The sequence below is a fragment of the Variovorax atrisoli genome, from assembly GCF_014195185.1.
Taxonomy (GTDB): domain Bacteria; phylum Pseudomonadota; class Gammaproteobacteria; order Burkholderiales; family Burkholderiaceae_C; genus Variovorax; species Variovorax atrisoli.
The window spans coordinates 170,809-185,397 of record NZ_JACIBG010000005.1; the positions used below are offsets into that span (position 1 = coordinate 170,809).

At 67.3% G+C, this 14,589-nt stretch carries 12 protein-coding genes; 5 read left to right on the forward strand and 7 right to left on the reverse strand.

Annotated elements, in window-relative coordinates:
- Positions 1 to 112 precede the first annotated feature (112 nt).
- Positions 113 to 1,072 (reverse strand): YcjF family protein, encoded by a 960-nt coding sequence (locus FHY06_RS18625; RefSeq protein ID WP_126183568.1) that lies wholly within the window; start codon positions 1,070 to 1,072, stop codon positions 113 to 115.
- 566 nt (positions 1,073 to 1,638) lie between these two features.
- Between FHY06_RS18625 and creB the strand changes: the two genes are divergently transcribed.
- Complete coding sequence (gene creB, locus FHY06_RS18630; protein ID WP_126183569.1) at positions 1,639 to 2,430, forward strand: two-component system response regulator CreB; 792 nt, start codon at positions 1,639 to 1,641, stop codon at positions 2,428 to 2,430.
- Between the two features lie 112 nt (positions 2,431 to 2,542).
- Entirely contained in the window at positions 2,543 to 3,982 is a 1,440-nt protein-coding gene (creC, locus tag FHY06_RS18635; protein WP_019653631.1) for a two-component system sensor histidine kinase CreC, read from the forward strand.
- Here creC and FHY06_RS34850 read toward each other — a convergent pair.
- The 6 genes from FHY06_RS34850 to creD form a co-directional block, all read right to left on the reverse strand.
- Positions 3,976 to 4,281 carry a hypothetical protein gene (locus FHY06_RS34850; protein WP_409327461.1) on the reverse strand — a complete coding sequence of 102 codons (306 nt, stop codon included), beginning with the start codon at positions 4,279 to 4,281 and terminating at the stop codon, positions 3,976 to 3,978. The two genes, creC and FHY06_RS34850, sit on opposite strands and share 7 nt — an antisense overlap.
- Complete coding sequence (locus tag FHY06_RS18640) at positions 4,163 to 4,933, reverse strand: fatty acid desaturase family protein (protein WP_260310517.1); 771 nt, start codon at positions 4,931 to 4,933, stop codon at positions 4,163 to 4,165. The genes FHY06_RS34850 and FHY06_RS18640 overlap by 119 nt, the downstream gene beginning before the upstream one ends.
- Positions 4,902 to 5,507, reverse strand: coding sequence for a hypothetical protein (locus FHY06_RS18645; protein WP_184605996.1), 606 nt, complete (start codon positions 5,505 to 5,507; stop codon positions 4,902 to 4,904). Before FHY06_RS18645 ends, FHY06_RS18640 begins: the two co-directional genes overlap by 32 nt.
- Before the next feature lie 97 nt (positions 5,508 to 5,604).
- A complete protein-coding gene (locus tag FHY06_RS18650; RefSeq protein ID WP_184605997.1) occupies positions 5,605 to 8,010 on the reverse strand; it encodes a penicillin-binding protein 1A in 2,406 nt (801 codons plus the stop codon).
- Between the two features lie 17 nt (positions 8,011 to 8,027).
- Entirely contained in the window at positions 8,028 to 9,320 is a 1,293-nt protein-coding gene (locus FHY06_RS18655) for a glycoside hydrolase family 3 N-terminal domain-containing protein (protein WP_184605998.1), read from the reverse strand.
- Positions 9,317 to 10,816 carry a cell envelope integrity protein CreD gene (gene creD / locus FHY06_RS18660; RefSeq protein WP_184605999.1) on the reverse strand — a complete coding sequence of 500 codons (1,500 nt, stop codon included), beginning with the start codon at positions 10,814 to 10,816 and terminating at the stop codon, positions 9,317 to 9,319. The genes FHY06_RS18655 and creD overlap by 4 nt, the downstream gene beginning before the upstream one ends.
- A gap of 205 nt (positions 10,817 to 11,021) precedes the next feature.
- Here creD and FHY06_RS18665 point away from each other — a divergent pair, with 205 nt between their 5' ends.
- Genes FHY06_RS18665 through FHY06_RS18675 form a run of 3 tightly spaced genes read left to right on the forward strand, consistent with a single transcriptional unit; the run spans position 11,022 to position 14,587 of the window.
- Entirely contained in the window at positions 11,022 to 13,082 is a 2,061-nt protein-coding gene (locus FHY06_RS18665; RefSeq protein WP_184606000.1) for a VIT and vWA domain-containing protein, read from the forward strand.
- Between the two features lie 22 nt (positions 13,083 to 13,104).
- Positions 13,105 to 14,034: an exosortase Q gene (xrtQ, locus tag FHY06_RS18670; RefSeq protein WP_184606001.1), complete on the forward strand. Its 930-nt coding sequence runs from the start codon at positions 13,105 to 13,107 to the stop codon at positions 14,032 to 14,034.
- Entirely contained in the window at positions 14,015 to 14,587 is a 573-nt protein-coding gene (locus tag FHY06_RS18675) for an exosortase Q subunit 2 (protein WP_184606002.1), read from the forward strand. The genes xrtQ and FHY06_RS18675 overlap by 20 nt, the downstream gene beginning before the upstream one ends.
- Positions 14,588 to 14,589 lie beyond the last annotated feature (2 nt).

Here is a 14,589-nt window from a genome sequence, read left to right on the forward strand (position 1 = left end):
TCAGTACTCCCCCAGGCCTCGCGCACTTCGTGTCGCTTCGCCTACCCCCCCGCCGGGGGCAACACCTGCGGCCCGGCGAAGCCGGTTCCGCGGTGTTCCTGGAATAAGTACTTCAAGCGCCGCGCACCAGTGAAAGCACCTTGCCCGCATCCAGCGTGCGGGCCTTCTCCTGGATGGCGGGCAGGTACTGCGTCTGCAGGTTCTGGCCTTCCTTCACCACGCCCGAGAAGGCGTCCTTCAGCGTCTGCGCCGAGAGCGTGCGGCCGCCGGCGTAGTAGCGCTTGGCCACGTGGCCCAGGGCGTAGGTCGATGCGAAGCTCATGCCCGAACTCACGGCCTGGTTGCCCAGCCCGCGCAGCAGTCCGCCGCCGACCTTGCCTAGCAGGCCGCCGAGCAGCTTGCGTCCGGCCTGCTCCAGGTACTGCGAGGTCAGGCCCACGCCGACCGTCGCCAGGAAATCCTTGATGTGGCCGCTGTCGAGCTCGTATCCATACGACTTGCCGATGCGGTAGACCAGCTTCATCTGCAGCGGAATGATCGCCATCGTCGAGAGCGTCTCGGGCAGCAGCTCGAGCGCTCCGTTGAGGATGGAGGCGTTGAGGATCGACTTGTCCAGTTCCGCCGTGTCGGGGTTCTTCGGTGCAACGGGCACCGATGCCGGCACCGACGCCGCGGCTGCCGCTGCGGTGGCCGCCACGGGCACGGCGGCGATCTCCTCGGCCTTCTGCGAGAAAGCGGCCGCCGAGGCGTCCAGGCCCAGCGAGGTGCGCACGTCCGCCAGGAACATTCGCTCCGCCTCCGACTGCGTGCCGTCCGCATCGCAGACGCACACCGCCATCTCGTAGGCGAGCTGCCTCGCTTCCGTGCTCCTGAGTTCGCCCGCCACCGAGGCCAGCGACACCCGCTTCATCAGCACATCCTGGTAGAGCGTCGGCAGGTTCAACCCGTCGGCCTGCGACAGCCCTTCCGCGATGCGCTTGATCTCGGCGCGCTCGCGCTCGTGCTTCTCGCCGTCGACGAAGGCGGCCAGCAGGCTCAGGGTAACGATCGACTTTGTTTCAGAAGGTGACATGTTCGATATTTCCTCGATTTCGACGATTCGGTGGGGTCGCGGCCGCGGCCCGAAGGTTCCTTCGGCCTTTCTCCCCACAAAACTTGGGCAACTCTGTGGATAACGTCGGCACTTCTGTGTAGGGGCCTTGCAACCCATTGATTTCATTGAGGAATCCTTGGTTTGCCCAAATTTTCAGCAATGAATTTCTCCGGACGAAAACCGCCTTTCGCAGATTTCGGAAGGGCCGTCAAAGGACAAGTCTGGGGACATTTCTGGAACAAGGCCTGGTTTATCCACAGGCCCGAAGGGTTACCCAATGTTGTCCATGTGGCGGGTACAAACCGGAAGCGCGGCTGCGCACAGTGACGGCGGTATGACAAGTGCTTGTCGCATAACGAAAAAACCGGCATGTCCACAGCAGGGTGCGACCCTTATCTACTACTACTAATTTGAATAAGAAGAACAAGAGATAGGGGACAGGAAAAGCTGCGCCCGAAAAAAAAGCCGCGAAAGGCCGCGCCGGTCGCACATGCAGGGGCCGGAACCGGTCCTCCCGGCGCTCCTCCCCTCGCTAACATTCGCGGATGAGCTTCAAACCCCGGATCCTGATCGCCGAAGACGAGTCGGGCATCGCCGACACGCTGCAATACGTCCTGAAGAGCGACGGATTCGTCCCCGTGTGGTGCGCCACCGCCGAGGAAGCCATCGCCCAGTTCGCGCAGGAGCCACCCGCCTTGGCCATCCTGGACATCGGACTGCCCGATCTCAACGGTTTCGAGCTCTTCAAGCGCTTGCAGGCGCTGAATCAGTCCATGGGGGGCCCCGAGGTACCCATGGTGTTCCTGACGGCCCGCAGCGACGAGATAGACCGCGTGGTCGGCCTCGAACTGGGCGCCGACGACTACATCGCCAAGCCCTTTTCCCCCAGAGAGCTGGTCGCCCGTGTGCGGACCATCCTGCGCCGGAGTGCCAGAAACGGCTCAGGAGCCTCCCAGGGCGCCGCAGCCCCGAACCACGTGGGGGGGCAGCAAAATCAGGCAAACGGCGCTCCTGCGGCCTCCCAGACCCCCGCATCGCCCTTCGCGCTGGACACCGAGCGCATGCAGATCCGCTACTACGGCAGGCTGCTCGAACTCTCGCGCTACGAATACGGCCTGCTGCGGCTGCTCGTGCAGCGCCCGGGCCGCGTCTTCACGCGCGACGAACTGCTCGAGCTCGTCTGGGACGACGCCAGCGACAGCTTCGACCGCACCGTCGACGCGCACATCAAGACCCTGCGCGCCAAGCTCAAGGCGATCGCGCCGGACGTGGAGCCGATCCGCACGCTGCGCGGCACCGGCTATGCGCTGAACGAAGAACTGCCATCAAGGGCATGACGCCGGCCCTGGCCCGCCTTTTCGCGGAATCCCGCGGAACCGGCTTTGCCGGGCCGCAGGTATCACCCCCAATGAGGGGGTCGGCGGCCCAAGCCTGTGGGAGAGCCAGGCCTTGACGCGGCGCACCCGGATATTCATCGGCATCCTGCTGATCTACACGGCAGGCATCGCCTTCCTTCTCTATCGCGTCGTCTCCGACATCGACCCTCGCTACCGCGAATCGGCCGAGGAATCGCTGGTCGAAACTTCGCAGCTGGTGGCCAGCCTGGTCGAGCAGGACGTGATCGCCGGTGCCATCAACACCGCGCGGCTCGAGCCCCTGTTCCGCACGCTCTATGCGCGCGAGTTCTCGGCGCAGATCTACAACCTGCACAAGAGCCGCGTCGAACTGCGCGTGTACGTCACCGACCGCAACGGCCGCGTGATGTTCGATTCGCTAGGCAGGCACCTCGGCGCCGACTATTCGAAATGGAGCGACGTGAGCCGCACGCTGGCCGGGGTGTACGGCGCACGTACCACGCGCGACGTCGACGGCGACCCGCGCACCTCGGTCATGTACGTGGGCGCGCCGATCCGCTGGAACAACGAGATCGTCGGCATGGTCAGCGTCGGCAAGCCGGTGCAGAGCTTCGGCCAGTTCGTGGAAGACGCGCGCGGGCGCACCATCTGGGTCGGCGTGGGTTCGGCGCTGGCGCTGCTGCTGCTCACCTTGATCGTCTCGGTCTGGCTGGTGCGGCCCTTCGGCCTGATCCGCGACTACTGGACCTGGGTGCGCGCCCAGCGCACCCTGAGCCTCTCGCGCATGGCGCGCCGCGCGGTCGACGGCGTGCGCACCGGCTTCAGCGAGATGCGCGATGCGCTCACCGGGCGCAACTACGTCGCCGACTACGTGCAGACCTTCACGCACGAGGTGAAGAGCCCGCTCTCGGCCATCCGCGGCGCGGCCGAGCTGCTGCAGGAGCCGTCGATGCCGCACCCCGAGCGCGAACGCTTCCTGAAGAACATCGAGCGGGAGACACAGCGCATCCAGGAAATCGTCGACCGCATGATGGAGCTCACCGCGCTGGAAACCCGGCGTGCGCTCGACCGCACCGAAGCCGTGTCGCTGGCCGCGCTGATCGAAGACATCGCCGCGAGCGCGCAGCCCGCGGCTGCGAAGCGCAACATCAGGCTGCTCGTGAACATCCGCAACGAAGCCCGCACCGAAGGCGACCCGTTCCTGCTGCGTCGCGCCATCAGCAACCTGCTCGACAACGCCATCGATTTCTCGCCGCCGGACAGCGAGGTGCTGCTCACCCTGGAAACCACTTCCAAGCTCGCCCGCGTGAGCGTGCGCGACCACGGCCCCGGCATTCCGGACTACGCGCAGGAAAAGGTCTTCCAGAAGTTCTATTCGCTCGCGAGGCCGCACAGCCAGAAGAAGAGCACGGGCCTGGGCCTGGCGTTCGTCAAGGAGATCGCGGCCCTGCACCACGGCCGCATCGACCTGGGCAATGCGTCGCGCGGCGGAGCAGTGGCAACGCTGACGCTGCCGCTGTCATCGCATCACTGAGCCACCGATCGGATTTCGACGAGCTCGGGGCGCGGCGGCAGCGACTCCGGCTGACGCAGTTCCCAGGCGAGCCCACAGCGTTCGAACAGCCGGAGCATCCACCAGCCCGGGTCCCATTCGCCGGGCGCAAGTCCCAGCCGGGCCGAGCCCGGATAGGCATGGTGGTTGTTGTGCCAGCTTTCACCCATGGTCAGCAGCGAGGTCCATGGAATGTTGCGTCCCTGCACGGCGGCGCCGCGCACTTCGTAGTTCATCTCGCCGTGGTTGTGGGCGAACCAGCCGATCAGCCAATGGCCCAGCACACCGGCGGTGACGCGCGCGCACACCCCAAAAGACGAAAGCCCATCCGCCCCAGAGATGGAAGAGCACGGCGATGGGCAGTTGCTGCAGCATCCAGGTTCTTTCCAGCCAGTACAGGAACCGGTCATTGGCGACAAACGGCTCGATCCGGATGCCGGGCGGATGCGCGAGATGGAGGTCGCAGTGAAGCTGCCACCATGCATCTGTCCAGAAACCGCGGCCGTGTCTCAGGTAGTCGTGACAGACTGGCAGACGTTGCGCATAGTCGCGCAACTCATGTTGGCGAAGGATGCTCAGCGGACCGGCCAGGCCGACGAGGACGCCGCAATAGATCAAGGCGCAGCGCAGCCATCGCGGACATTGGAAGCTGTGGTGAATCAGCTGGCGATGGCTTCCGAGCGAATGGCCGAACAGCAGCACGAACGCGGTGCTGGCGACGAAAAGCGCGAATGCATCCCACCGGAAACAGAAAAAGCCGCCCACCGCCGCGGAGGCTGCCATGCCGGAGAACCAGAGCGACTTGACTGGCGAATACAGAACCTCGCCTTCGCAGGCGAAATCGGCCTGCCCTGCGTGAACCCGATGGTGATCGAGACCCGTGGGCAGCATCGCGAAAGGCTCAGCGCCCGACCAGCGCGCGATAGGCTTCACGCGTCTGCGGGCTCGCCGCGCCCAGCGCCTGCAGATACTGCGTCTGGTGCTGGCCGATCATGCGGGCCGAGGCCACCGTCTTCGAGCGGCAATACCAGTGGCAGGTGTGCTGCAGCAGGAACAGCTCGGCCGACATCATGTAGGCCTTCGACTTCGGTGTACGGCCTTCTTCGTTGCGCATCACGCCGGCGATGCCGCGTGCATGGATGAGCAACGCCTGGCGCATGTCGAAGGTCGCCGACGGAAAGAACTGGGTGAAGAGGGGAACGGCCACCGGCAGCTTGCTCACGCGGGTGACGGGTTCTGGCATGCGCGAGAACTCGGCTGCGAAGCCGTCGATCTGGCCGGAGAGTTTTTCCTCGGTGCTGTCCAGGATCTGCCAGATCTGGCGGCGGCGCTCGGCGTCGTCCTCGCCGAGGCAGCGCATGTAGCCGGAGGTGAGGCTTTCCATCAGCTTCTCGATCTGATAGCGGCCGAGGTGGCTGGCCAGCAGGGCGATGCGCAGGCGTTGTTCCCTGGACTTGAGGATGTAGAAGCCGGCGGCGACGAGTGCCACCAGGGTGAGGATTTCCATGGATGCGGGAGAAGGAGAAAAAGGAAAAGGCGGGAGGCGGTACCGAGTGTAGGCACCGCGAACCCGCCTTCGCTTCCGGCTCCCCGAAGAAGCCCGGCTACCGGAAGAAATCGAGGATCCGGTTGCGTTCCTCCGGCGGGGGCGGCGCACCGACGGGAGCGCCGGTGAGCTGCTCGACCGGCGGCGGCGGCGTGTCGCTGCTCTCCAGGCCCAGGCTCGCCACGTTGTGGCCCGGCGTGAAGTCGTCGAAGTACCACTCGCCGTCGATGCTCACCACGCCCTCGGGCTGGGCCGGATGCGTCACCGGCACGCCCTGCAGCGCGGTCTGCATGTAGCCGGTCCAGATCGGCAGGCTCAGGCTGCCGCCGGTCTCGCCACGCACGCCGAGCTGGCGCGGCGTGTCGTAGCCGACCCACGCGATGCCCACCATGGTCGGCTGGAAGCCTGCGAACCAGGTGTCAAAGGAATCGTTGGTGGTGCCGGTCTTGCCGAAGAGGTCGTCGCGCTTGAGCGCCTGGTAGGCCTTGAAACCGGTGCCGTTGCGCACCACGCTCTGCAGCAGCGAATCCATGATGAAGGCGTTGCGCTGCGGGATCGCGCGGCGCGTCTCGTCGAGCACCGGCGGCTCGGTTTCCATGATGACCTTGTCGCGCAGGTCGGTGACGCGCGTGACCAGGTACGGATTGACGCGGTAGCCGCCGTTGGCGAACACCGAGTAGCCCACCGCCATCTGCATTGGCGTGACCGAGCCGGCGCCCAGGCCCATCGGCAGGTTGGCGGGATGCTTGTCCTTGTCGAAGCCGAACTTCGTGATCCAGTCCTGCGCATAGGGCGCGCCGATCGACTGCAGCACGCGCAGCGTAACCAGGTTCTTCGACTTCATCAGCGCGGTGCGCAGCGGCATCGGGCCCTCGTAGGTGCCCTCGAAGTTCTTCGGCTCCCAGGGCTGGCCGCCGTTGGCGCTCGCGTCGAAGTACAGCGGCGCGTCGTTCACCACGGTGGCGGGCGTGAAGCCCTTCTCGAGCGCGGCCGAGTAGATGAAGGGCTTGAAGCTCGAACCCGGCTGGCGCCAGGCCTGCGTCACGTGGTTGAACTTGTTCTTGCCGTAGTCGAAGCCGCCCACCAGCGCCTTGATGGCGCCGCTGCGCGGGTCCATGCCGATGAAGGCGCCCTCCACCTCGGGCAGCTGGGTGATCTCCCAGGTGTTCTTCGGCGTCCTCGCCACGCGGATGACCGCGCCGCGGCGGATCTTGATGTTGGGCGGCGCCTTTGCGGCAAGGCCCGACTGCGCGGGCTTGAGGCCCTCGCCGGTGACCTGGATGGTTTCACCGTTCGCGCGCACCGCGCTGATTTCCTTCGCGCTCGCTTCGAGCACCACGGCCGCGATCACGTCGCCGTTGTCGGGATGCTCGGCCAGTGCGTCGTCCACCGCTTCGTCGATCTCCTTCTGCTCGGTCGGCAGGTCGACGAACTTCTCGGGGCCGCGGTAGGGCTGGCGGCGTTCGTAGTCCATGATGCCCTTGCGCAGCGACCTGTAGGCAGCCGCCTGGTCGGCCGCCACGATCGAGGTGTAGACCTTCATGCCGCTGGTGTAGATGCTGTCGCCGTACTGCGCGTACATCATCTGGCGCACCGTCTCGGCCACGTATTCGGCATGCAGGCGGTTGGGGTCGGCCGCGTCGCGCAGGTGCAGTTCCTCCTTCTTCGCGGCGTCCGCCTGCTCGGCGGTGATGAACCCCGTTTCCTGCATGCGGTCGATCACGTACAGCTGGCGCGCGCGCGCGCGGCGCGGGTTGGCCACCGGGTTGTTCGCGCCCGGTGCCTTCGGCAGGCCCGCGAGCATCGCGGCCTCGGCGATGGTGATGTTCTGCAGCGGCTTGCCGAAGTAGGTCTCGGCCGCGGCGGCGAAACCGTAGGCGCGGTTTCCGAGGTAGATCTGGTTCAGGTAGATCTCGAGGATCTGGTCCTTCGTGAGCTGCTGCTCGAGCCGCATCGCCAGCAGGATCTCGTAGGTCTTGCGGCTCATGGTCCGCTCGGAGCTCAGGTACACGTTGCGCGCCACCTGCATCGTGATGGTCGACGCGCCCTGCTTGCGTCCGCCCTTCAGGCTGGCCACGGCGGCACGCACGAAGCCCTTGTAGTCGACGCCGCCGTGGTCGTAGAAGCGGGCGTCCTCCACGGCCAGCACCGCGTCCTTCATCACCTTGGGGATGTTGGCGAAGGGCGTGAGGTTGCGGCGCTCTTCACCGAACTCGCCGATCAGCTGGCCTTCCGTCGAATACACGCGCAGCGGCAGCTTGGGGCGGTAGTCGGAAAGCTCCGAGACGTCGGGCAGTTTCGGATAGATGGTCACCACCGCGACGATGGCCGCGACCAGCACCACCAGCGCGCCGGAGCCGACACCGATGGCGCCCCAGCCGGCGATGCGCTTCCAGTCGAAGCGGGAGCCGGGCGGCGCCGCGCCGTCGTCGCCGGGGGCCTTGGAGTTTGAGCGTTTGAACATGGGAAATGCCTGTTTGGCTAGCGAAAGGATTGGAGCCGCCGCACGCTGCCGCGTTCCGGCGTCCGGAGCTCGAGCGTGCCTTGCCGCGCAGCACGCTGCGCGCAATGCATGGCATCGAAGTACTTGTCGTGGTCGAAGGCGATAAGCAGAAGATCCACCCCGGCGTCGAGCGCACGGACGGTGGCGTCGCAGAGACCGCGGTTGTAGGCCGCGCCCATCGTGAGATCGTCCGTGACGAGCAGGCCCTGGTAGCCCCACTCGCCGCGGATCACCCATTGCACGATTTTGCGCGAGAAAGAGACCGGATAAGCGGCGTCAAGTTCCGCGAGGATGACATGGCCGAGCATGATGGCCGCATCCGAATGTTTCGATACGTCTTGAAACGGCTTCCAGTCGCGGGCCGAGAGCCGGGCGACCGGCGTGCGCAGTTCGGCGGCGAAATGGTGGGTGTCCTCGGCCACGTCCGCCAGGCCGGGAAAGTGCTTGAGCGTGCCTCGCACCCCAGCCGATTCGAGGCCCAGCTCGTAAGCGAGCGCCACCTGCGCAGTGACCGCCGGGTCGGCCGAGATGGCGCGTTCGTCGATGCGGGTATGGAAGTCCCACCGGCCTGGCGCGCGGCCGGTGCGCAGGTCGACCACGGGGCTGAAGTTGAGCGTGATGCCCAGCGCGGCGAGCGCCCTGCCCTGCTGCGAGCCGTAGGCGTGGGCGCGCCTGGCGAGTTCATCGTCGGGCAGGTCGGCTTCGAGCAGCGAGGCGAGCGAGGGCTGGTGCTCGACCAGCGGCGACAGGCGGGAGACGGCGCCGCCTTCCTGGTCGGTGGCGACGATCAGCGGCGCAAGACCGGCCGAACTGCGCAAGGCCTGCAGGCCCGCGATCTCGTCGCGCAGCGCCTCGGCTGTTCGGCCCTGGACGTTGCGGCTGGTGACGAAGATGCCGCCGATCAATCCCTTGCGGGCCAGGTCGCGCAGTTCCCTGGCGTCGTCGTAGCCGACGATGAAATGCGCGCCCACGGCCTGCGCGAGCGGGCCTTCCATGGCGTTCACCTCGGCGCGGTGCTGGCGCGACATCGCTTCCTGGCAGATCGCCGTGAGCAGCGCTGCAAACGCCAGTCCCAGTGCCACGGGCCGCAGCGTGCCTCGTGCAAAACGCCACGCGATCGCGATGCCCCCGAGCAGCAACGCCGACAGCAGCGGCAGTTCCCACGCGCGCATGAAGCGCAGGTGCGGATCCTTCAGGTGCCAGGCCCAGAACCACAGCACGGCCAGCGCCAGCCAGCCCGATGCACCCGCGACGATCCGCAGCAGCTTCATGCGGCGGTCTGCGTTTCGGGTACCGCCATGGGTGCCACGGGCGTCGCCTCGCCGCGGCGCGAGAGCGCATACCAGTCGACCTTGCGCGTCACCAGCATCAGCGTGGCCAGCATGCCGAAGATCAGCAGCGCACCCAGCAGCAGCGCGTTGCTCTCCGAAGCCAGCAGGCCATAGAGTGCGCCGTACAGCAGCGCCACGAACGCGCCGAACGACATGCCGCGCCGCCAGCCGCCGAGCACGGCGCTGAAGTACACCGCCAGCAGCGCGACGCTTGCCGAAGCCGCGCCGGCATAGGCCCACCGGAAGGCGAACTTCTCGGAAAGCGCCAGCAGCAGGAGGAAGAAGAGCGCGATCGACAAGCCCACCAGCCCGTACTGGATCGGATGCAGGCGCAGCTTGCGGAACAGCTCGAACATGAAGGCCGCCATCAGCACCAGGCCGATGAAGAGCACGCCGTACTTGCCGGCGCGCGTGCTCATCGAATAGACGTTGATGGGCTGGGCGAGCGACACGTCGAAGGTCTGCAAAGGGCCCAGGTTGCGGCGCGGCGCGACGGCTGGGGCAGCCGAAGCTGCCACGTCGGCACTGCTGGCCACGTCCACTGCGCCGCCGCGGCCCGAAAGGCCTGCGCGCACCTGTTCGCGTGCCGAGGTCACGAGCGAGGACACGCGCCAGCGGGCGTCGAAGCCCTGTGCCGTCACGCTGCGTTCTGTCGCAAGGAAGCGGCCGCCGAAGCTGGGATGCGCCCAGGGCGAGCTCAGGTGCGCGGTGGTTTCCTCGGCGATGGGCGCGATGGCGAGCGTGTCCTGCCCCACCAGGCCCAGTTTCATCTCGAAGGGGATCGGCGTGCCGGCCTGCCAGGCCGCGAGCGCCGCGCCGGTGACCGGTGCATGGATGCCGTTGGCGAACCAGGCGTCGTCGTCCAGGCCCGGCACACGCTGCTTGAAGCGCAGGGCCTCGCCGCCCATGGTCATGCCCGGCGAGCCATCGAGGCCGCGCAGGTCGCTCACGTTGAAGGCGATCAGCGGAGCATTGAACTCGATCTTCGAGTCGGCCTCGCTGTGCGACACGGCCTTGGGATCGAAGGCCGCGAAGCCGCCGGTGAGCGTGGCGTCGAGCGTGTAGAAGGGAATCTTGAAGATGCCGCGATAGCGTTCCTGCGGTGCCATCGTGCCCTCGATGTGCAGCTTGTCGGGGAACACCACGTGGGCCATCTCCTTGCTGCGCGGCTCCTGGCCGATCACCTTGCCCTGCGCGTTGCGCAGCGGCTCCATCCAGCGTTCCACGTACGGCACCAGCAGCAGCGGCCCCACCATGGTCTGGCGCCCCGCGTAGGTGGCGGCGAGCTCGCTGGCCGCCTCTCGCTGGCTCTCGCCGCGTGCGCGGTTGATCGAATCGATCTCCCCCAGCGGAATGCAAAGGAGCAGCAGCAGGAAGAGCAGGCCGGCGACCTTGGCCAGCATGGAACTCATCACGACCCTGAGCAGCTGAAGCATGTTTTTCTCTCCTCGTCTGTAGCGATGGCCGCGATGCTCGCCGCGCGAGCCGAAGGCCGTGTGAAGGGCGCGGGCCGTCTCGCTTCACACAGACTTCACACAGCGGATGCGGGTGGCCGTCGACTTCAAGAGGCCTTCCAACTGGCTTCTCGCGCGGTGGAGAAAGTTGCGGCCGTGCAAGTTCGCACGGACAAGGACCCCCGCCATGGATGCCCAAACCACCCCACGTCCCGGCCGCTGGCTCTGGCTCGCCACCGTGAGCCTGGCGACCGCGGGCTTCATCGCCATGGGCGTGCGCCCGGTGCACGCGCAGGAAGCGCCCGCCGGCCCGCGCCAGAAGACCGAGAGCCCCTATTTCTTCGTGAAGAGCGACGATCCCTCGGTCGACCGCCTGCCGCTGAAGGGCACGGAAGTCTCGGTGAAGATCTCGGGCGTGATCGCCGACGTGACGGTCACGCAGACCTACCGCAACGAAGGCCAGCGCGCCATCGAGGCGAAGTACGTTTTCCCCGGCTCGACCAAGGCCGCGGTGAGCGGCCTCAACGTGCGGCTGGCCGACCGGCTCATCACCGCGCAGATCCGCGAAAAGCAGCAGGCGCAGATCGAGTACGACAAGGCCAAGAAGGAGGGCAAGACCGCCGCGCTGCTGGAGCAGCAGCTGCCCAACGTGTTCCAGATGAACGTCGCCAACATCCTGCCGGGCGACGATGTGAAGGTGGAGCTTCGCTACACCGAACTTCTGGTGCCGCAGTCGGGCAACTACCAGTTCGTGTTCCCGACCGTGGTCGGCCCGCGCTACAACTCTCCGCAGTCCGAGAACGCTCAGGCCAGGTGGGTCGCGCAGCCCACGCTGGCCGCCGGCGCTGCCGCCGCAACAAGCTTCAGGCTCAAGGCCACCATCGACACGCCGATGGGCATCAAGGAGATCCGCTCGGCCACGCACGCCATCGACGTGAAGAAGAGCGACGAGGACCAGCACGCCGACGTCGTGCTCGCAGCCGACGGCCGCCCCGCCGACAACCGCGACTTCGTGCTCGACTACCGCCTTGCGGGCGAGAAGATCGAATCGGGCCTGATGCTCTACAAGGGCCAGGGCAACAACGCGGAGAACTTCTTCCTCGCCATGGTCGAGCCGCCCAAGGCCGTGGCCGCCAGCGCGATCTCGCCGCGCGACTACATCTTCGTGGTCGACATCTCGGGCTCGATGCACGGCTTTCCGCTCGATACCGCGAAGACGGTGCTGGAGCGCCTGATCGGCGGGCTGCGCCCGAGCGACACCTTCAACGTGCTGCTGTTCTCGGGCAGCAACAAGATGCTCTCGCCCAAGTCGGTGCCGGCCACGCGCGCCAACATCGAGCAGGCGCTGGCCACCATCAAGAACTACAGCGGCAGCGGCAGTACCGAGCTCATCCCGGCGCTCAAGCGCGTATATGCAGAGCCGAAGGAAGAGAACGTGTCGCGCACCGTGGTGGTGGTGACCGACGGCTACGTGACGGTGGAGCGCGAGGCCTTCGAGCTGGTGCGCAACAACCTGTCGAAGGCCAACGTGTTCGCCTTCGGCATCGGTTCCTCGGTCAACCGCAGCCTGATGGAAGGCATCGCACGCGCCGGCATGGGCGAGCCTTTCATCATCACCGACCCGATCCAGGCCCCCGAGCAGGCCGCGCGCTTTCGCCGCATGGTGGAGTCGCCGGTGCTCACGAACGTGAAGGCCACCTTCGGCGGCCTCGATGTGTACGACGTGGAACCGCAGGCGCTGCCCGACGTGCTGGGCGAAAGACCGGTGATCGTGTTCGGCAAGTGGCGCGGCGAGGCCAGGGGCCGCGTGATCATCGAAGGCCAGGGCGCGAGCGGCCCCTATCGCCAGGAAGTGCGCATCGACGGCAGCACCCGCCAGGACACGGCCGCGCTGCGCACGCTGTGGGCGCGCCACCGCATCCAGAGCCTGAGCGACCAGGAGACGCTGGAAGGCGGCACGGCCCTGAAGGACCGAATCACCGAGCTCGGCCTGAAGTACAGCCTGCTCACGCAATACACGAGCTTCATCGCCGTCGACAAGGTGGTGCGCAACGTCGCGCCGCAGGACAGCGTGGGCGTGGACCAGCCGCTGCCCCTGCCGCAAGGCGTGAGCGAGCTGGCGCTCGGCGCGGAGGTGCCGAGTACGCCCGAGCCCGAGTCGCTGGGCGCCATCGCCGTCGTGCTGTCGATGCTCGCCATGCTGCGCCGCCGCGCGCGCCGCAACGACGCGCGCCGCTTCACCGCCTGACCCGTCCGTAAGAAAGAAAAGAATGTCACTGGCAATGCTTGCCCACCGCCATCCGCGCATCGTGGACTGGGGCATCCACATCGACCGCACGCCGGCCGCCGGCTGGATCGGCCTGCAGTTCGTCGCGCTGATGCCCACCTGGGTGTGGATGACCCAGCGCATGCGCGACGGCTCCGACGATCCACTGGGCCTGCTGGCGCTGGTCGCGCTCGCGGCGCTGGCCTGGAGCCGCCGGCGCGAGCTGCGCGCATCGCCGCGCCTGGGCTGGCTCGCGCTGGCCGGTGCGGGCACGGTGCTCGCGACGCTGATGCGCACGGGGCTCGGCTTCGTGCCCGCGCTGCCGCCACTCGCGGCCGGATTGGTCGCGGTGCTGGCGCTGGCCTGCGGGCTGCTGGCCTTCCTGCCGCGCAAGGTGGCGGCGCTGCCGGTGGCCGGCCTCGCGGTGCTCGCGCTGCCGCTGCTCTCGTCGCTGCAGTTCTATGCCGGCTATCCGCTGCGCGTGGTGACGGCCGAGGTCAGCCGCTGGCTGCTGTCGCCCGGCTTCGAGGTGGCGCGCGAAGGCGCCGCCCTGGCGGTCGACGGCCGGCTGGTCATCGTCGATGCGCCCTGCTCCGGCGTGCAGATGGTGTGGCTGGGCTATTTCACGGCCTGCGCGGTCGCGCTGTGGGCTTCGCGCAGCGGCCGCGACTTCATGGCGCGGCTGCCGATGGTCGGCCTGCTGGTGCTTGCCGGGAACATCGTGCGCAACAGCGTGCTGATCGCCTTCGAGGGCGCCGGCCATCCGCTCGTGCCATGGGCGCACAACGCGCTGGGCCTGGTGCTGCTGGCCGCGGTGTGCGGCGCCATCGCCCGGCTGATGGTGCCGGCCCGCCCCGCGCCCGAAGCTGCCGAACTGCCCATTCCGGGCCTGATCACCACCCAGGGAGCCCGCCATGTCGACACCGTTCTTTGAACGCTGGTTCGCGAACCATTTCATCAACCGCATCGGCCACAAGACGGCTTTCGCGCTGGCGATGCTGATGTGCATGCTGTGGTCGGCCATGGCCGCCCTGCGCACCCCGGCCGAACCGATGGCGCCTGCCGTCGCCTCGCACGAGTGGCCGAGCGAGTGGGACGGCGCCGCGCTGCGCCCGCTGGCGCTGAGCGACGTGGAGCAGCGTTTTGCCGACCGCTTCCCCGGCGCCATCGGCCGCATGACCGACGGCACCCGGACGCTGGTGATGCGCGAGGTCAGCCAGCCCACGCGCATGCTGCACCCGGCCGCGGACTGCTACCGCGCGCTGGGCTACCGCATCGAGCAGGCGCGGCTGGAGCGCGACGCCCAGGAGCGCATGTGGCGCTGTTTTGTTGCGCAACGGCACGGAGCGCAAAAAATCAGCGTCTGCGAGCGCATCGTCGACGCCCAAGGCACGGCTTTCACAGACACTTCAAGCTGGTACTGGGCAGCCGCCAGCGGCCAATCGCATGGGCCGTGGCAAGCTGTCACCGTAGCGAGACCGATCTGAGA

Excerpts from the sequence above, each read along its gene's own strand:
- FHY06_RS18625 (WP_126183568.1), bottom strand. The coding sequence starts at position 1,072 with ATGTCACCTTCTGAAACAAAGTCGATCGTTACCCTGAGCCTGCTGGCC.
- creB (WP_126183569.1), top strand. The coding sequence starts at position 1,639 with ATGAGCTTCAAACCCCGGATCCTGATCGCCGAAGACGAGTCGGGCATC.
- FHY06_RS18645 (WP_184605996.1), bottom strand. The coding sequence starts at position 5,507 with ATGGAAATCCTCACCCTGGTGGCACTCGTCGCCGCCGGCTTCTACATC.
- FHY06_RS18650 (WP_184605997.1), bottom strand. The coding sequence starts at position 8,010 with ATGTTCAAACGCTCAAACTCCAAGGCCCCCGGCGACGACGGCGCGGCG.
- FHY06_RS18655 (WP_184605998.1), bottom strand. The coding sequence starts at position 9,320 with ATGAAGCTGCTGCGGATCGTCGCGGGTGCATCGGGCTGGCTGGCGCTG.
- creD (WP_184605999.1), bottom strand. The coding sequence starts at position 10,816 with ATGCTTCAGCTGCTCAGGGTCGTGATGAGTTCCATGCTGGCCAAGGTC.
- FHY06_RS18665 (WP_184606000.1), top strand. The coding sequence starts at position 11,022 with ATGGATGCCCAAACCACCCCACGTCCCGGCCGCTGGCTCTGGCTCGCC.
- xrtQ (WP_184606001.1), top strand. The coding sequence starts at position 13,105 with ATGTCACTGGCAATGCTTGCCCACCGCCATCCGCGCATCGTGGACTGG.
- FHY06_RS18675 (WP_184606002.1), top strand. The coding sequence starts at position 14,015 with ATGTCGACACCGTTCTTTGAACGCTGGTTCGCGAACCATTTCATCAAC.